The organism is Shewanella marinintestina, assembly GCF_023283845.1.
Taxonomy (GTDB): domain Bacteria; phylum Pseudomonadota; class Gammaproteobacteria; order Enterobacterales; family Shewanellaceae; genus Shewanella; species Shewanella marinintestina.
Window position 1 is genome coordinate 1 of record NZ_JAKILC010000009.1, and the last position, 18,778, is coordinate 18,778.

Below are 18,778 nucleotides of genomic sequence, written 5' to 3' on the forward strand. Positions count from 1 at the left end.
GTGGTGGGTCGTGAAGGATTCGAACCTTCGACCAATTGGTTAAAAGCCAACTGCTCTACCGACTGAGCTAACGACCCATCTAGTATTGCTTTCTACTTCTTTAGCCACTTGTAGAAAAGTGGTGGGTCGTGAAGGATTCGAACCTTCGACCAATTGGTTAAAAGCCAACTGCTCTACCGACTGAGCTAACGACCCATCTGGTATTACTAACATCTTCACCTTATAAGCTAGATTAACCAACTTAGAGGGTTAAGATGCCCTCAAACGACTGTGTCGCTCTGAGGGCGCCTATAATACCTTTTTCAGATTCGCATGCAAGCGCAAATTTCCCATTTTTCTTTGTTTGCCTGAAAAACAATCTAAGAGATTGTTTTCTGAATAAATCAGCATCAAAGTGATGAAAGTTGCTGCAACGCAATTCTCGCTGCTGCGCTATTTGCATATTCATTGGTAACTTTTTGGTAATAAGCCTTTGCCTTTGCCTTATCACCGGTTTTTTCGGCAATCATACCCAGCTTGACTAAACTTTCACCACGTTTACCTGAATCGGTGTATTTTTCAACAACTGTGGTAAAAGCTTTTGCAGCACCAACAAACTCACTCTTATTATAAAGAAGTTGGCCCAACCAATAATTAGCATTAGGTGCATAGCTTGAATTTGGATAGTTTTGAATAAACTGAGCAAAAGCAGGAATTGCAGCTTCATACTTTTTATCTTTTAGTACCAAGTTAACCGCTTGCTCATAGCTTGCCGTTTCACCAAGACTTGAAGGTGCAGTTGTAGGCGACGCTGAAGTATTAACAACAACGGGAACTGCAGGCTTAGCTGAAAGGTTAGCAATATCCTCATATAACTGGCGCTGTCTTTGCAGCATCTGTTCAATCTGATAAGACTGTTGTTCACTTAAGCCACGAAGATCGAGTACTTCTTGCTGTAATGTCTCCAAACGCTGCTGCATTTGAAATTCGTTTTGTTGCTTAGCTTTAATAACTCGTTCTAAACGAGAGACTCTATCATCAGTAGAGCCACCAGCAATATCTGAAACAGGTGCAGGTGCTGCGTAAACAGAACCTGCAACTAAGATGATTGCCGCTGATAAAACAGCGTGTTTCATGAGGTAAACCTTTTACCAGTAAAAATTAGTAAACAAGTACAGCACGACGGTTCTTAGCAAAACCTTCGTCGTTACGAGAAAAATCCATTGGCTTTTCTTCGCCATAACTAACAATACTCATTTGGCTTGGCTGAACGCCCATGCCTTGCAAATATTTAGCAACGGCTTTAGCACGGCGCTCACCTAGTGCAATGTTGTATTCCGGTGTTCCACGCTCATCGGCATGGCCTTCAATCATTACACGAACATTTGGATGTTCAACTAAGTAGTCACCATGAGCATCTAATACTTCAGCAAACTGTTGTGATACTGAGCTGCGGTCAAAATCAAAATAGATAATGTGCTCTTTTCTCAACTCTTGATATTTAAGGCGTTGCTGCTCTTCCGGGGTCAATACAGGCGCTACACCACCAGTTTCTACACCATTATTCGCATATTCACTTGATGAAGATGACTCAGTTGAACTCGTTGCATCTGTTTCAGACTCAGAAGTCGAGCTACATGCGCTGATAGCCATAATTGGAAGTACGACTAGCATCGCTTTAAATAGCTTATTCAGATCCATTTTAAAATCCTTAATCTTTATAGTTAGAGAAATGGTGACCAAGACGGTGATTTAACTTCACCCTGCCCGACTGGCAGTCTTGCTTTAAAACGTCCATCCATAGAAACCGCAGCTAACACTTGCTTGCCTTGGTAGGTAGTTCCGTAAATAACCATGGTGCCATTAGGTGCCACGCTTGGTGATTCATCTAATCGCGTACTGGTTAGCACTTGCATAAAGCGAGTTTCTAAATCCATACGGGCAATATTAAACTTACCGTTTGTTCGATTAACAAAAATAATGCTGCGTCCATCCGGTGCGATAGAACCACCAAGGTTCCATTCGCCTTCGAAGGTTAAACGCGAAATCTTACCTGAATCTAAGAAAACACGATATAGCTGCGGACGGCCGCCTCTCTCTGACGTAATAAGTAATGACTTACCATCAGGGAACCAAGATGGCTCAGTATCAATAGCATAGTGATTCGTTACACGTTTAATTGCTTTTGTGTCGATATCAACAACGTAAACTTCAGGTTGACCATCTTTAGATAATGTTACAGCCAATTTTTTACCGTCAGGCGAAAATACTGGCGCGCCATTAATACCATCAAAGCTTGTTACTTTAGTACGCTGTTGAGTATAAATGTTTTGCACATAAACTTCTGCTTTACGGTTTTCAAAGCTTACATAAGCAAGGCGTTGCCCATCAGGAGACCAAGAAGGTGACATTAATGGCTCTGGCGAACGCAATAACATCTGTTCGTTATAGCCATCATAATCAGCAATCATTAATTTATAAGGTGATTTTTCACCATGATTAACTACCACATAAGCAATGCGGGTTAAGAACGCACCGCGAATACCGGTAAGCTTTTCATACACAACATCACTGATTCGGTGACCGTATTGGCGGAACTGTGCTGCACTAATAATCGTTTCACGGCTATCGATAACCAAATCTTGCTTTGATGCAGAGTCGGGCTGCAATTGCGCTTTAACTAAATCAATCAATTCAAAAGTGACTAAGTACTTATCACCTGGGTATGGCTTGATAGACCCCATAACAACTGCTTCTGCAGGCTGGGCCATCCAAGCTTTAGCGTCAAACTGCGCTAAAGTACTAATATTACGCTGAGGCAAACTCAGTTCATCAGCCGGACTAAAAGTACCGCTTCGTGCTAAGTCTGACATCACAACATCAGAGATCTGTGATGGCATAGGGCCTGTACCTTGCCAAACAAAAGGTATAACAGCTATCGGTCTAGCGGCATCAACACCTTCAGTAATGACAATATCTAACGCAGCCTTTACCGGCATACTGCAAATAAGCAGGCTCGCGAGCAACCATTTCCCAAAAATTTTCATACGGTTCCTTTAATTGAACTCAGGTTGAACAGTTAAATTAATTTCTTTTAGCTTGTTATAAACATCAGGCTCATTCGAGACAGGCAATCTTCCCGCTTTATTAATAGCGGCTTTGGCTGCTCGGCAAACAACGCTGTCACCATCAAGTGTTTGACTTGCAGTAACAAAACCGTCGTTAGCAAGTCGAATAAACACTCGACAACTCTTACCTCGCATAGACTCATCAACAACCAAGTTGCGTTGAATCGTTGCTTTGATCATAGAGGTGTAGCGTTGAACTTCGGTCATGACTTGCTTATTACGGGTTTGAGACAGTGCTGCCTGTTCAGCAGCTAATGCATCTTGCATCATTTGCTCTTGCTCACGTCGAGCTTGCTCTTCTGCTTTTCGCTTACGTTCAGCCTCTGCTTTACGTTTTCGCTCGTCTTCCGCCTTTTTAGCAGCAGCTTCTTCAGCTTTACGTTTTTCAGCCGCTTTACGTGCCGCTTCTTCAGATGCTTTACGCTCAGCTTCTTTCTGTTTACGTTCAGCTTCAGCCTTGGCTGCTTTCTCTTTCTCTTGCTTTTGCTTCAACTGCGCAGCTTTTGCCGCATCTGCTGCATTTTTGGTTTCTATCTCTTTCTGTTTACGCTCTTGCTCAAGTCGCTTAATCTGCGCTTGCTCACGTTCACGCTCTTTCCTCGCTTCACGTACGCGTCTATCCGCTTCATCCTGACGCGCTTTCTCTTTACGTTCTGCTTCACGTTTATCCGCTTTTAACCTTTCAACATGCTCGGCGACCTTTTTTTGGTCAACAACAACAGCTTGTACTGCGGGTGCACTAGCTTGTGGTTGCGGTTTCGGTTTTTCCGAGAAATCAACACCTAAGGCAAGAATAACTATCACGCCAATATGAATTCCAGCTGAAATCGCAACTGGTAGCGTTAAATCAGATTTAGCCGCCACTTTAGTTAGCCTCCGGCGAATCGGTCATTAAGCCCACAGAAGGCACCCCTGCCCCTTGAAGAGTCACCATTAACTGGATCACTTTTTCATAAGGGATTGAACGGTCAGCTTTTACAACAACAGGACGTTCAGGCTCTAGCTGAATAATGGCACCAACTCGTACTGCAACTTCTTCAAGATCCAATACTTCTTTGCTGCTCGAACTCCCTACATCCAAATAGTACTCACCCATAGCATCTATCGATGCAACCACTGGAGGCTTGCTGTCAGATGGCAGAGGCTCTGCTTGACCTTGAGGTAAATCAACTTTTACCCCTTGGCTAACAATCGGTGCCGTTACCATAAAAATAATCAGCAGTACCAACATCACATCGATATAGGGCACCACGTTAATTTCAGCAACCGGACGGCGGCGCTTCCTTTGGTAGCCTTGATGCATTATGCCTGTTCCTTCTCGCTATATGCTTGACGATGCAGGATGCTAGAAAACTCTTCCATAAAGTTAGCGTAAGACATTTCTATCTTTTCTACTTGAGTAGAAAAACGGTTATAGGCAATTACTGCTGGAATAGCGGCGAATAGACCCATAGCAGTTGCAATCAAGGCTTCAGCAATACCCGGAGCAACCATGGCGAGTGTGGCATTTTCAACTGCACCCAATGCGATAAAGGAGTTCATGATCCCCCAAACCGTACCAAACAGGCCAATATAAGGGCTAGTTGAACCAATGGTGGCTAATAAAGGGAGATGAGTTTCAAGCTTCTCTAATTCACGTGACAACGACACGCGCATTGCACGGTAGCTGCCATCCATCACGGCTTCTGGCACGCGGCCATTTAGCTTGTTTAAACGCGCATACTCTTTAAAGCCAGTAACAAATAGCGCTTCGAGGCCTGTATTGCTATCTTGTCTTGCTGATAACTCTTGATACAGTTTATTGAGGTCTACACCTGACCAAAACTTATCCTCAAACTTTAAAGCTTCGGTTCTCGCTGCGGTAAGTAACTTTCGACGCTGTAAAATAACAGCCCAAGAGGCAATTGATAAAGCAAGCAAGGTCAGCATTACAAATTTAACTAAAAGACTTGCCTGTAAAAATAATCCAATAAAAGAAATATCAGCTTCCACCTTTAAACTCCTGCGCAATATTTTGGGGAATGGCTATGGGTCTCATGCGGGATAAAGCGATGCAAGCAACAAGTATTTCTGCCTCACAATACACCACACCATGCTCATCGATAAGGCGTTGCTCGAACACCATTGATGCTTTCTTAAGTTGTATGACCTTGGTTTCTACAATAAGGTTCTGTTCAAATCGTGCGGCTTTACAAAAATCTAATTCTGCACGTTTAACGACAAAGGCTACGTCATCAGCAAGAAGCGCGGTTTGACTCACGCCTATAGCGCGTAACCATTCCGTGCGTGCCCGCTCAAAAAAGTTTAAGTAATTTGAGTGGTAAACAACGCCACCTGCATCTGTATCTTCATAATAAACCGAAATAGGCCAACGAAACATAAACGATAATCGCCAATCGATAAGATAAAATAGAGGCCTACTATACCTAGCCAGTATGCAATTGTGAATCGCGATATGTGATATGCAATGCCCTTCTTCATAAAATTTTGTTAATCATCTTAAATGATTGTTGCATAAGCGTCCAAACTGACGTCCCCTGCAGCAGTCGAGTACTCTGGCGTTTTTCAGCCACAAAAAAAGGAAGCCGAAGCTTCCTTTAAAATCACATTTTAAAAATAGCTTTACTGTCCAATTTTGGCCGGTACTTGCAAACCAAAGTTGTGCCAAAGGAAGCTATAGATATCGGCAAACTCATCAATCTTCATTGAAGTTGGCTTACCTGCGCCATGACCTGCTTTTGATTCTATACGCATAATGACCGGCGCATCACCTTGCTGCATCTCTTGCATCAAGGCACCAAACTTAAAGCTATGCAAAGGTACAACGCGATCATCATGATCAGCAGTCATCACCATAGTTGCAGGATAAGCTCGTTCTTTAAGGTTATGATATGGCGAGTAAGCATATAATGCAGGGAACTGTTCAGCATTGTCGGCACTACCGTATTCACTGGTCCATGCCCAACCTATAGTAAACTTTTGGAAGCGAAGCATATCGAGTACACCTACCGCAGGCAAAACTGCGGCAAAAAGCTCTGGACGCTGGGTGATTGCCGCTCCCATTAATAGACCGCCATTACTACGACCATACGCACCTAACTTTGAAGAGTTTGTATAATTTTCATCAATTAAGTACTCGGCTGCAGCATAGTAATCATCAAATACATTTTGCTTTTTATCGAACATACCCGCTTTATGCCAGCTGTCACCGTACTCTGCACCACCACGAAGGTTAGGTACTGCGTAGACCCCACCCATATCCATCCACGCAATATTTGCTGGACTAAAACGCGGCGTCATAGAGATAGCGAAACCACCATAGGCATAAAGCAATGTTGGGTTTTGACCGTCCTTTTTCATCCCCTTTTTATAAGAGATCAGCATAGGCACTTTAGTACCGTCTTTACTGGTATAAAATACTTGCTCTGAAGCGTAGTCATTTGGATCAAATGAGATATCTGGTTTTGAGTAAACGCTTGACTCACCAGTTTTAAAGTCGAACTTATAAGTTGTTTGCGGCTGGATGTAACTATTAAATACATAATAGAAGTAATCTTTACTGCGCTTGCCATATGGACCAGCAATCTTGCCTTTACCAGGAAGCGTCACATCTTGGCGTTTATCACCATTCATGTTGTAAATGGTGAGTTTCCCCAATACATCATGCAAGTAACTCACCACGAGATGATCGTTCACAATTACCACATTGCTAATAGGATCACTCAGTTCAGGAATAATCGTCTGCCAGTTCTGTTTGTCAATATTATTCACATCAACGGCGATGACTTTGCCATTCGGAGCGTTGTAATCGGTTTTGAAATAGAAAACCGAATCGTCATTGCCAATAAAGCTATATTCAGCCTCTAGATCAGGAATAAGCTCTACAACTTCAGCTTTTGGATCCTTAAGCGACTTATAAAAGAAGCGGTTACGGCTGTCGGTACCTTGGGAAATATACAGCAGCAGGTAGTCACCTTTTTCTGATACTTCAATGCCAAAGCCCCAATCTTTATTTTGCGGGCGCTCATAGACTAACGTGTCAGCACTTTGCGGCGTACCAATTTTATGAAAATACACCTTTTGATTAAAGTTAACATCAGCTAGAGCATTGCCACCTTCAGGAGCATCATAACGTGCATAATAAACACCGCTATTGTCACTATTCCACACTGCACTAGAGAATTTAATCCAATCTAACTCGTCGGCTAATTTCTTTCCGCTAGCAACATCGACAAAATGCCAAGCCTGCCAATCAGAGCCTGATTTTGAAACTCCATAAGCTAACGTCTTACCGTCATCACTCACCGATACACCCGATAAGGCGACTGTACCGTCATCAGAAAAACTATTAGGATCAAGTGCTATCTTTTCTTGGCCTTGTGCATTTTTTACATAAAGAACAGATTGTGCCTGCAAGCCATTATTACGGTAATAAAAGGTGTTTGTGCCTTTTTCAAAAGGTGCTGAAATTTTTTCGAAATTCCATAATTCAGTAATACGGTCAACAATTACCTGTTTGTTCTCAATATTTGCTAAATAAGCATTACCGGCCTTTTGTTGTTCACTGACCCACTTTTTGGTTCTGTCTGACTCAACTTCAAGGTAACGATACGGGTCGGATACTTGCACTCCATGAATAGTCTCTACTACGCCACCATTATTTTCGCTAATAACACTTTCACCGCTGTCTACGCTAGGTTGTGACTGGCAACCTACAATCGCAAGACCTAATCCCACCGCTAATAAATGCTTTTTAGTGAGTATCGATTTAATTCGCATAATTTATCCCTGATTAACTGACTCTTTTATCATTAAGAGTTCTGTTGATACCGCTAAGCAGTCATACAATTAGATAATCTTATTGTTATCTTGAGTTACTTAACGTCCGGCTTCTGGGGCACTATACAAACTAAAAAATTACATCGCAAAGATTGTTTATTTAATATTGATAATGATTATGCGCAGCAACTGTTAATAATTTAGTAACATAGATAAATAAAATATCATGCGAAACCTCAAGCTAAATGTGACCAACACCACAACAATAGGGGGTAACGCAGATTTTTGCAGCAAGCCTGCACACCACATTCATTAGCAAAACTAATGGTAAACTCTAATAATTCTAGTTTGTCACTTAAGCTCTACAACTCTATAATTCGTCTTGTTTTCAGGAAGTGTCTGCCTAGTAGATTCGAAAACAAGAACTCTTAAACTTTGGTGGTTATCCACGGAAGTTATATCCCTGGTTCTTATGCTTGACTTCCTTCCTTCAATTTGTTGATTGCAATGATTTATTTTTGCGGCCCGCTTACATGTAAGCGGGCTTTTTTTTGTCTAAAATTTAAATAACATCATTAACAACCAAATTTTACCCAATAAAAAGCCCAACATCTCTGTTAGGCTAATGACTACAAATTTAGACGTCTTTATTTAGCTAAAGTGGCTTACTAATCCTAATCACTACTCGGCGGTTTCGAGAACGTTCTTCAATCGTTTGATTCGATGCAACATGTCTTTTCTCGCCATGGCCCATTGTATGAATACGGCCTTGACCAATACCACTGGCGACAAAAAACTCTTTGACTGAGTCCGCACGTTGCTCAGACACTCGCATATTGGCACTACGCCCACCATAACTATCTGTATAAGCATCAATTAAAACTAAGTCGACGTTTTTATCATAAGCTAAGTACTCTTGCACTCGTGCTATTTGCGACTTTGAATAACGTGTTAACTCTGTACCACCCGACTCGTAAGTTAATACCGTCAAAGCGATATCTTCAAATGAGTAAGGTAATAATGAAGATAAACACGACTTAAACTCAGAATACTGACGTCTAAAGTTAACAGCTGAAAGCCCAACAGCTATCTTGTTCGATTCGTTATACCAATCGGCATAATAAAATGTCGGCTGCATGCCGCTTTCAAGTTCGGCCAACATGGACCAAGCAGCATTACGCGGTACTTCGCCGCTAAAGTACTTTTGATAAGTCAGCTCAGTAATATCTTTTGATACCACACCAGGTCGCCACGCCGGTGCCATACTCACCAATTTAGCTTGAGTCACTTGGTCCGGTTTAACCCACATATCCAAACTAAAATTAAGGTTATGATCTTTACCCGCATAGCTAGTAAACACGGCTTTACCGTATGATGGTATATCATGCTCTAAGCGGCACATAACAGGATTATTACCACTCAAACGCCACTGCGACTCCTCTAATGAAGCTACATATTGCCTTAGATCTGCCTGTGCAGATAAAGGGAGCAACAATAATGATGTTAAAATTAACCAATGCCGCATAAATTAACTCTCTAAATTTGTATGACTACTCTCTATCGGCAAAGATTTATCTTTCTTTAGCTTATAAATTCAGCAAACGCACATGACAGTGATCATCAGTTGCCGCATAATAGTCACTTGCACTCTTTTGGGAAATTTTAATGACTGACACTTTAGACCCTAATTTATTGAAAAACCGCTTTAGAGGGTACTTCCCAGTGGTCATTGACGTTGAAACTGCTGGTTTCAACTCAAAAACAGACGCGCTTTTAGAGATTGCCGTCACTATGCTTAAAATGGATGAAGACGGTGTTCTAGCGCTCGATAAAACATTACATTTCCATATAGAACCTTTCGAAGGCGCAAACCTTGAGCCTGAAGCATTAGCATTTACAGGTATCGATCCAACAAACCCGCTGCGCGGTGCCGTTAGTGAAAAAGAAGCATTCTTAGAAATATTTAAAGAAGTGAAAAAGGCGCAAAAAGCCGTAGGTTGTCATCGCAGTATTATTGTGGCTCACAACGCTGCTTTTGATCATGGCTTTGTTACCCAAGCGATTGAACGAAATGGGCTTAAACGCACACCGTTTCATCCATTCGCCACATTCGACACTGCAGCACTTGCAGGTTTAGCTATTGGCCAAACCGTTTTAGCTAAAGCTTGCGCTATGGCAGGGATCCCGTTTGATAATCGTGAAGCACATTCAGCACTCTATGATACTGAACGTACAGCAGAGCTATTTTGCTTAATTGTAAACCGCTGGAAAGCTTTAGGTGGTTGGCCGTTTATTACAGATGAAACTGAAGGTAAAGCTGAGCAAATCGCAGAGTCTTAAGCGAAAACAGATTTTTATAAACCTATAATTTAAAACAAAAAAGCTGCGATAATCGCAGCTTTTTTTATGCTTTAGCAACTTACAATTTTTTAGAAATTATAGTGCGTCAGCATTGTCAGTTAGGTAAGAAGCAACACCTTCTGGGCTTGCATCCATACCTTTGTCGCCTTTTTCCCAGCCTGCTGGGCAAACGTCACCGTGATCTTCGTGGAATTGAAGTGCATCAACCATACGGATCATTTCGTCAACGTTACGACCTAGTGGTAGATCGTTAACCACTTGGTGGCGAACTTGACCTTCTTTGTCGATAAGGAATGAACCACGGAATGCAACACCCGCTTCTGGATGCTCAACATCGTATGCTTTACAGATCTCATGTTTAACGTCAGCAACTAGCGTGTATTGAACTTGGCCAATACCACCCTTGTCTATTGGCGTGTTACGCCATGCATTGTGAGTAAACTGAGAATCGATTGAAACACCGATTACTTCAACGCCACGCTTCTTGAACTCATCCATGCGGTGATCAAAAGCAATTAGCTCTGATGGACACACGAAAGTGAAATCTAGTGGGTAGAAGAATACTACGGCTGTCTTTCCTTTAATTGCTTCAGATAGGTTAAAGGTATCAACAATTTCACCATTACCTAGTACTGCAGCAGCAGTAAAATCAGGGGCCGGACGGCCGACTAATACGCTCATTTTATTTCTCCATCTATGGATTGCTAAAAACGCTGTTTCGTTTTAAATCTAAAAGCATTATATGCAGTGTTTTACTCTATACAAGCTATTTGCGAGCAATATCACTTTTTTAAATGATTATTCTGTTAACTGACCACTATCCCATCAGCTTAGCCCTGTTTTTAATGCAGCTATTCACACTTTGTTTGCATATTAAGGTACAGCTAATTCACAACTCTGTTTGAATTCAAGATATCCAGCATAGTTACTGGACATCATGCGTATTAACAGGCAAAAATGGTCGCAACTTCAAATATAAGAAATAGATTAATCATATTATGAATGCTGTTGTCATCGCTGTATGCCTAATGTTAGGCCTCAGTTTAGCTAGAGTTAATATCGTCATTGCGCTTACCATTTCCGCTTTAGTTGCCGGTCTTGTTGGTGGCATGGATCTGCATCAAACGGTCGCAGCTTTTAATACTGGCCTTGGTGGTGGCGCACAAATCGCATTGAGCTATGCTCTATTGGGCGCTTTTGCTGTTGCCTTGTCGCATTCAGGTTTAACAACGCTAATTTCAAGCAAGGTCATTAGCTTGCTTGGTAAAGAGCAAAATAGTACCAACAATAACTTCGTGCGCTGGGTGTTACTATTAACCATTCTTGCAATGGCTATTTCTTCACAGAATATTCTTCCTATCCATATAGCCTTTATTCCTATTTTAATTCCACCATTACTACACGTAATGTCAAAATTAAAAATGGATCGCCGCTTAGTCGCTTGTGTGCTGACTTTTGGCTTAGTGACGACTTATATGGTATTGCCTGTTGGCTTTGGCGGCATCTTTTTATATGACATTTTACTTACCAATCTAAACAGTAATGATTTGCAAGCTGTTCAAGCTCAAGTAGCCCCAGCGATGCTTATTCCTGCTCTCGGTATGGTATTTGGTTTATTGGTCGCTATTTTCATTAGCTACCGTAAGCCTCGTGAATATAAAGAAGAGCAAATTCTAGCTGTAGAGCCAGAAGAAGGCTTAAACCAGCGTAATATTGTGATTGCCGTGATTGCCGTGATTTCAACCTTGGTAGTGCAGCTCTATACCGGCTCAATGATTTTCGGTGCTTTGATTGGCTTTATTGTATTTAGTTTTTCTGGCGCACTTAAGCACGTTGCCGACCAAGACATCTTTAACCAAGGCGTGCGCATGATGGCTAATATTGGCTTTATCATGATTTCTGCCGCAGGTTTTGCAGCGGTAATAAAAGGTACTGGAGATGTAGGCAGCTTAGTAGAAATGATGAATACAGCAATTGGCGATAATAAAGCCTTGGCTGCATTTTTGATGTTACTTGTAGGCTTGCTAATCACTATGGGCATTGGATCATCGTTTTCAACAATTCCAATTATTGCAGCTATCTATGTTCCTTTAGCCATGAGCTTTGGTTTCTCTGTTGAAGCAACTATTGCGCTAGTCGGCACTGCAGCAGCGCTTGGTGATGCAGGCTCACCTGCGTCTGAATCAACTCTAGGCCCAACCGCGGGTCTTAATGCCGATGGTCAACATGACCATATGAAGGACAGCGTTATTCCAACCTTTATTCACTACAACATTCCTTTACTCGTGTTTGGCTGGATTGCGGCAATGGTGCTGTAGGCCTAGGCTTGGGTATTTAAGGTCCTAGGTCCTAGGTCCTAGAAAAATGAGAACAAAAAAGGAGCCATTAGGCTCCTTTTTTTGTTAAGTGATTTAGTTAGATAACCTTCAAACCAACTTAACCTATGACAAAACTTTAATACTTATTTAGTACCAAAAATCTTATCGCCTGCATCACCAAGACCTGGCAAGATATAACCTTGCTCATTTAGGCAGTCATCAATAGACGCAGTGAAAAGCTCAATATCTGGGTGTGCTTTCTCAAGTGCAGCAATACCTTCTGGCGCAGCAACTAATACAAGCGCTTTAATCGCTGTACAGCCACGATCTTTTAATAGGTCGATAGTCGCAATCATTGAGCCGCCAGTTGCAAGCATTGGGTCAACCACAAGTGCGATACGTGATGGCATGTCGCTAGCAAGTTTTTCAAAATAAGGTACTGGCTCAAGCGTTTCTTCGTCACGGTAAATACCGACAACAGAGATACGTGCACTTGGAACGTGCTCAAGAACGCCGTCCATCATACCTAGACCAGCACGTAAGATAGGCACAACTGTCACCTTCTTACCTTTGATCTGATCAATTTCAACCGGACCATTCCAACCATCAATCGTTACTTTTTCAGTTTCAAAATCAGCCGTTGCTTCGTATGTTAGTAGACTGCCTACTTCTGCCGCTAATTCGCGAAAACGCTTTGTGCTAATGTCACCTTCGCGCATTAATCCAATTTTATGACGGACTAAAGGATGCTTAACTTCAACGACTTTCATTTTGTTCTCCTGATTTTCTAACGTATTTTTCACGGTAAATTTTAACGATTCTAGTAGATTTGTTCGTACAGGAAAACTTAAAGTTTCAAAAAGGCGGTAAATCGTGACCTCTGTCGCTAAGTTAATTGAAAAACTTACCTTTCGACGCTACTCACAAGCTGATAGAATAGCGCCGCGTAAAATCCAATAATAATCGATACCCGTACCCGAGAGGATCTCCGTGAGCACTCCTACTACCCCACTAAGCTATAAAGATGCAGGCGTTGATATTGATGCCGGAAATGCACTAGTTAACAACATCAAGTCAGCAGTAAAACGTACCCGCCGTCCAGAAGTTATGGGCAATCTAGGTGGTTTTGGTGCACTTTGTGAGCTACCAACTAAGTATAAGCATCCAGTACTGGTTTCAGGCACTGATGGTGTTGGCACTAAGTTACGTCTTGCTATCGACTTTAAAAAGCACGACAACGTCGGTATCGACTTAGTCGCCATGTGTTCAAATGACCTTATCGTTGCTGGTGCAGAGCCACTGTTCTTCCTTGACTACTATGCGACAGGCAAACTTGATGTTGAAGTTGCAACCTCTGTAGTAAAAGGCATTGCAGAAGGCTGTGTACAATCAGGCTGTGCACTTATCGGCGGTGAAACTGCTGAAATGCCAGGCATGTACGAAGGCGATGACTACGACCTAGCAGGTTTCTGCGTTGGCGTAGTTGAAAAAGAAGACATCATCGACGGCACTAAAGTGCAAGACGGTGATGCCCTTATCGCATTAGCTTCAAGCGGTCCTCATTCAAATGGTTTCTCACTTATCCGTAAGGTATTAGAAGTGAGCAAGGCAGATCCAGAGCAAGAACTTGCTGGTAAGCCACTAATAGATCATTTATTAGAGCCAACAAAAATTTACGTTAAATCACTGCTTAAATTGCTTGAACAGCACGATGTTCACGCAATGTCACATATCACTGGTGGTGGCTTCTGGGAAAACATCCCACGCGTACTACCTGAAGATTGCAAAGCAGTGGTAAACAGCGACTCATGGCAATGGCCAGTCGTATTTAACTGGTTGATGGAAAACGGTAATATTTCACAATTTGAAATGTACCGCACCTTCAACTGCGGTGTTGGTATGGTTGTCGCCCTACCAGCAGACAAAGTCGATTCAGCCTTAACATTGCTAAATGCAGAGGGCGAGAACGCATGGTTAATTGGTAGCATTGCCAAGCGTAACGGCGAAGAAGAGCAAGTGGAGATCCTGTAATGCCCCAGAGTTGTCGCGTTTTAGTATTAATTTCAGGTAACGGCAGTAATTTACAAGCCATTATCGATGGTTGTGACGATAATCTTCAAGCTGACGTTGTTGGCGTCATAAGCAATAAACCAGACGCTTACGGATTAGTTCGCGCCCACCACAATGAGATTGATACCAGCTGCGTGATAGCTCACACAGGCGAAACTAGGCAAGAGTACGATGCACGTCTGCTTAGCGCGATTGAAAAGTATCAGCCAGACCTTGTGGTTTTAGCTGGCTTTATGCGTATTTTAAGCGACGAATTTGTGCAACGTTTTGAAGGTAAGATGGTCAACATCCACCCTTCTCTTTTGCCTAAATATACAGGTTTACACACCCATCAACGTGCTATCGACGCTAAAGACACTGAACATGGCGCAAGCGTGCACTTTGTCACGCCAGAGCTTGATGCCGGCCCCGTTATCTTACAAGCTAAAGTGCCTGTTTATGAAGATGATACTGCCGAGGTTTTAGCAGAGCGTGTACATGAGCAAGAGCATGCTATTTACCCTCTAGTGGTTAAATGGTTCAGCCAAAACCGTTTAACCATGGTTGATGGTGTAGCGCAATTGGATAATCAAGCACTGCCAATTAATGGTTATGCTGCTGACTAAGCATTAAAAATCATAGTATGGCAAAAAGGCACCTTTCGGTGCCTTTTTATTTGGAACTATTGTTGCTTTTTTAGCTTTCAAGTACTCAAGTCCTCCCTTTTTTCAGTGTGTTAGCTAGGATATTTTTGATACTCTATAGCTGCATAACAATGCCAACATAAGCAATTAAAAAAGTAACGGTACCAAATATGATTACACCTAAAGAATTAGAAAAATTATATGCTCAGGGGCAAAATATCAGTGCCTTGTTACGAAAAGAACTCAATATCGATCATAATACTCCGGAAATCATTGAGATCTCCTATGACATGCAAACAGGCTCGTATACTGAAGCTATGAAAAATGAAGCAATGGCGAAGCATAAAGCTGAATATTCTGCTGAAATAGCCAATGTCATACTTTCTTTGTGTGAGCCTAAATCAATACTAGAAGCAGGTGTTGGTGAAGCGACAACCCTTTCAGGAGTTATTAAAAGTTTAAACAAACCAACAAAAAGCTATGGCTTTGATTTGAGCTGGTCGAGAGTCGCCTATGCTAAAGAATGGTTGCTAAGCCAAGGTGTAACTAACACCACATTATGTACTGGCGACCTTTTTAATATGCCATTTATCGATAATGCTATTGATATCGTTTATACATCACACTCAATTGAGCCAAATGGTGGAAACGAAGAAGCGATCCTTAAAGAGCTCTATCGTGTTACCAATAAATACCTAATTTTACTTGAACCTGGTTACGAATTATCAAACGAAGAAATACGCCAACGAATGGATTCCCATGGTTACTGTAAAAACTTACCTGCAATAGCTAAATCATTGGGTTACGATGTTTTAAAACATCAGCTATTCTCATCTTCTGCAAATCCACTAAACCCTACTGCTTTGACAATCATATCTAAACAAAGCAATACAGATTTACCAGAAAATGTGTTTGCTTGCCCTAAATTCAAAACGCCAATAACACTAATCAATAATGCTTTTTATAGTCCAGAGGCGTTAGTCGCCTACCCTATTATTGGTGATATCCCATGTTTAAGAATCGAAAACGGGATTTTTGCTAGTAAGTTCCCAGAAATAGCAAAAAACTAAAGTTAAGCGCTATAAAAATGGCCGCTTGTTAAAAAAGTAACAAGCGGCCATTTACTTTTGAAAGTGACTAGATGCCCCAATCAACAACTAAGTAAACTAGTAATTAATACTGTACTCTAGTGCTAAGCGGCGTCCATAACCTGAAAACTGGCTACGGTAAGTTTCCCAAATAACTTCTTTATTCATCTGTGAAACCAGTGGTTGGTAGTCTTCATTGAGCAGGTTATCAATACCAAAAGTAAAACGGCCATAATCTGTATCAAACGTTGATACCAAATCCACTAAGGTATATCCGTCATAAGGCGACTCATAGAAACTATAACCGGCATCGCTTTCGCGATCATGCTTATCTCTATCGCCTACGTAGTTTGCTTGCAGACGCAATGAGGCTATATCGTTAAAGCGGTAATCACCGTAAATGGATGCTTTAATCGGCGTGATCCGAGTGCCATTAATCCAGTAATCATCACCCGTTTCGCTATTGATACGCTTACCTTCTGACATTGATACGCTAGTACCAAACTTAATTTCACGGTTAATCTGATAATCTAGCGTCGCCTCAAATCCCCAAATTTGTTCATCAGCAACGATGACTGCCGCTACGCGCTTATCCGCTTGTGAATCCACATTATAATCATAGGCATAACCATCTTTTATATCTGAGTAGAAGAAAGATAAACTCCCTTGCAGGCTGTCATCGCTATAACGCAAGCCCGTTTCATAATAGTTTGTTTGGGTGGCAGGGATATCAGCCGCGAACTCTGCAACACTGTCGACAGGCATATCTCTAAGCATACGCATATCTGCGTGAGAGTAGCCCTGAGAGTAACTGGCAAAAATGTCAGTGCTATCGGCAATATTATAAACGAGACCTAAGTTCACCAAAGGCTTATCGTACTTTAGTGTATCTCCTTGTTTGGCGCTAAGAACACCGCGCTTATAACGCATATAATCTGGCACTTCGATTTCAAAGTTCTCATAGCGTAAACCCGCTTGTAGCGTCAAATCATCAGTCACTTGATTCCAATATTGTGCAAATGGGCTTAATTTAGTTTCAGTTAAATCACATACCGAGCAAATATATTGAGACTGAGTAGTAGGATTACCATCCGCATCGATACCAGTAAGCACGTCACGATCTCGGCCTTGTTCGGTATTATCTTTGCCGTATTCAAAGCCATAAGCTAAACGACTTCTATCATTAATCGTCCACTGCATAGCCGCTTTAAAACCACTGCGGGTAGACACAATCTCAGATGCTGATTCATAACCCACGTTTACTTTGCTGTAATAGGCAGACAGGCTTAATTGTTGGCTGAAGAAGTCATCTTGATCGTAAGTAAGCTGCACAGTGCTAAGTTTGGTTGACGGATTAGGTCCTACATACGGCTCACTTTTGTCAATTTCAATAAGACCATTTTCTTCATTAACATTACGCTTATAGTGCAGCTTATTTTCAATATAGTAATGGTGAGCAAGCATAGCTAAACGACTAGATTCAAACTCTTGCTCAAGCTTAAACAATACGTCGTACTCATCGGCATCCCCCATACCGCCTTGATTATTCGGTGCGCCAGGTAATTGCTCGCCATCAGCATCGTAAAGGTTACCGCGATCTTTACCTGATAAGTTAAGTAAGTAGCCTAGGTCTGAATCGGTTGTACCGGAAAAGCTCTGAGAAATACTGTAACCCGCATCAGAAAGCTCATCAGCAAACGCTTCAACACCCACTCGAGTCTGCATTTCAAAATTTACGCTCGGCTTTTTGGTGATTACGTTGATGATAGCGCCCGCTTCACCATTGCCATACATAGCGCTTGCACCTTTGATCACCTCAATGCTTTCAATGACATCTACAGAGATAGATTGTAGATCGCGTCCACCAGCACGAAGTGTGGTTGAAATAAGTACGCCATCAATCATCACTATCGCTTTACCGCCACGAAAGTTTTGACCAAATGTAGACATGGTTTCGGTACTTGGAGAAAATCCTGGTACTAAATTGGAGATCATCTCAGACAGATTACGTGCAACCACACGCTGCATGTCCAAATCTTCCTCTGATACAATAAAAACTGAATTGGGTGTATCACTTAGCTTTTGCGCAAATGGTGAAGCAGTAACAACAATGTGTTCCATATCTTCAGATTGATTTGATGCGTTATTACCTTGCTCGGCCATAGCTAATTGGCTTGCTAAAGCACTCAATACTGCTAATCCTAAAATACTTAACTTCACTTGTCTTTCCATAAATAAATGAGAACGACTATTATTAACATTTACCAATGGATAGCAACGAACTTACATAACATTTACAATCGCATCAACTTAATATACATATAGAAATAACAGGACATGAGCGCTGGCGGCAAGTGAAGTGCATGGCACTGCGATTATTTGAATGACTTTTTAAACCTAAAAGCCATTCAATGTTACGTGCTCACTTCATC

At 41.8% G+C, this 18,778-nt stretch carries 17 protein-coding genes and 2 tRNA genes; 5 read left to right on the top strand and 14 right to left on the bottom strand.

The window, feature by feature from the left end:
* Position 1 precedes the first annotated feature (1 nt).
* The 11 genes from L2747_RS11470 to L2747_RS11520 all read right to left on the bottom strand — a co-directional run bounded on the left by L2747_RS11470 (position 2) and on the right by L2747_RS11520 (position 9,411).
* Positions 2-77: transfer RNA gene (locus tag L2747_RS11470), tRNA-Lys, on the bottom strand.
* Between the two features lie 42 nt (positions 78-119).
* Positions 120-195, bottom strand: a tRNA-Lys gene (locus L2747_RS11475).
* A gap of 194 nt (positions 196-389) precedes the next feature.
* Complete coding sequence (gene ybgF / locus L2747_RS11480; protein WP_248999171.1) at positions 390-1,115, bottom strand: tol-pal system protein YbgF; 726 nt, start codon at positions 1,113-1,115, stop codon at positions 390-392.
* Positions 1,116-1,140: 25 nt separating this feature from the next.
* Positions 1,141-1,680, bottom strand: coding sequence for a peptidoglycan-associated lipoprotein Pal (pal, locus tag L2747_RS11485; protein WP_220782363.1), 540 nt, complete (start codon positions 1,678-1,680; stop codon positions 1,141-1,143).
* Between the two features lie 23 nt (positions 1,681-1,703).
* Positions 1,704-3,026 carry a Tol-Pal system beta propeller repeat protein TolB gene (gene tolB / locus L2747_RS11490; protein ID WP_248999172.1) on the bottom strand — a complete coding sequence of 441 codons (1,323 nt, stop codon included), beginning with the start codon at positions 3,024-3,026 and terminating at the stop codon, positions 1,704-1,706.
* 9 nt (positions 3,027-3,035) lie between these two features.
* Positions 3,036-3,971, bottom strand: coding sequence for a cell envelope integrity protein TolA (gene tolA / locus L2747_RS11495; RefSeq protein ID WP_248999173.1), 936 nt, complete (start codon positions 3,969-3,971; stop codon positions 3,036-3,038).
* A 1-nt stretch (position 3,972) separates the two neighbouring features.
* Entirely contained in the window at positions 3,973-4,410 is a 438-nt protein-coding gene (gene tolR / locus L2747_RS11500) for a protein TolR (RefSeq protein ID WP_248999174.1), read from the bottom strand.
* Positions 4,410-5,099 (bottom strand): protein TolQ, encoded by a 690-nt coding sequence (tolQ, locus tag L2747_RS11505; RefSeq protein ID WP_248999175.1) that lies wholly within the window; start codon positions 5,097-5,099, stop codon positions 4,410-4,412. The genes tolR and tolQ overlap by 1 nt, the downstream gene beginning before the upstream one ends.
* Positions 5,089-5,487: a tol-pal system-associated acyl-CoA thioesterase gene (gene ybgC, locus L2747_RS11510; RefSeq protein ID WP_248999176.1), complete on the bottom strand. Its 399-nt coding sequence runs from the start codon at positions 5,485-5,487 to the stop codon at positions 5,089-5,091. The genes tolQ and ybgC overlap by 11 nt, the downstream gene beginning before the upstream one ends.
* A 242-nt stretch (positions 5,488-5,729) precedes the next feature.
* Positions 5,730-7,886: a prolyl oligopeptidase family serine peptidase gene (locus tag L2747_RS11515; protein WP_248999177.1), complete on the bottom strand. Its 2,157-nt coding sequence runs from the start codon at positions 7,884-7,886 to the stop codon at positions 5,730-5,732.
* A gap of 655 nt (positions 7,887-8,541) precedes the next feature.
* Positions 8,542-9,411 (bottom strand): flagellar protein MotY, encoded by an 870-nt coding sequence (locus L2747_RS11520; protein WP_248999178.1) that lies wholly within the window; start codon positions 9,409-9,411, stop codon positions 8,542-8,544.
* Positions 9,412-9,551: 140 nt separating this feature from the next.
* On the opposite strand from L2747_RS11520, the gene rnt reads away from it, so the two are divergent.
* Positions 9,552-10,226, top strand: coding sequence for a ribonuclease T (gene rnt, locus L2747_RS11525; RefSeq protein WP_248999179.1), 675 nt, complete (start codon positions 9,552-9,554; stop codon positions 10,224-10,226).
* 96 nt (positions 10,227-10,322) lie between these two features.
* Here the strand turns inward: rnt and L2747_RS11530 are convergent, their stop codons facing one another.
* Positions 10,323-10,928 carry a peroxiredoxin gene (locus tag L2747_RS11530; RefSeq protein ID WP_248999180.1) on the bottom strand — a complete coding sequence of 202 codons (606 nt, stop codon included), beginning with the start codon at positions 10,926-10,928 and terminating at the stop codon, positions 10,323-10,325.
* Positions 10,929-11,245: 317 nt separating this feature from the next.
* Between L2747_RS11530 and L2747_RS11535 the strand changes: the two genes are divergently transcribed.
* The gene (locus tag L2747_RS11535; RefSeq protein ID WP_248999181.1) at positions 11,246-12,565 is read left to right on the top strand and encodes a Na+/H+ antiporter family protein; all 1,320 of its coding nucleotides are present in this window, start codon (positions 11,246-11,248) and stop codon (positions 12,563-12,565) included.
* A 143-nt stretch (positions 12,566-12,708) separates the two neighbouring features.
* Here the strand turns inward: L2747_RS11535 and upp are convergent, their stop codons facing one another.
* A complete protein-coding gene (gene upp / locus L2747_RS11540; protein ID WP_220782374.1) occupies positions 12,709-13,335 on the bottom strand; it encodes a uracil phosphoribosyltransferase in 627 nt (208 codons plus the stop codon).
* A gap of 220 nt (positions 13,336-13,555) precedes the next feature.
* Between upp and purM the strand changes: the two genes are divergently transcribed.
* From purM to L2747_RS11555, 3 genes are all read left to right on the top strand, one after another.
* Positions 13,556-14,596 (top strand): phosphoribosylformylglycinamidine cyclo-ligase, encoded by a 1,041-nt coding sequence (purM, locus tag L2747_RS11545; RefSeq protein WP_220782375.1) that lies wholly within the window; start codon positions 13,556-13,558, stop codon positions 14,594-14,596.
* Entirely contained in the window at positions 14,596-15,240 is a 645-nt protein-coding gene (purN, locus tag L2747_RS11550; RefSeq protein ID WP_248999182.1) for a phosphoribosylglycinamide formyltransferase, read from the top strand. Before purM ends, purN begins: the two co-directional genes overlap by 1 nt.
* Positions 15,241-15,428: 188 nt before the next feature.
* A complete protein-coding gene (locus L2747_RS11555) occupies positions 15,429-16,328 on the top strand; it encodes a class I SAM-dependent methyltransferase (protein ID WP_248999183.1) in 900 nt (299 codons plus the stop codon).
* A 96-nt stretch (positions 16,329-16,424) separates the two neighbouring features.
* Here L2747_RS11555 and L2747_RS11560 read toward each other — a convergent pair whose 3' ends face one another.
* Complete coding sequence (locus L2747_RS11560) at positions 16,425-18,566, bottom strand: TonB-dependent receptor (protein WP_248999184.1); 2,142 nt, start codon at positions 18,564-18,566, stop codon at positions 16,425-16,427.
* Positions 18,567-18,778: the final 212 nt, after the last annotated feature.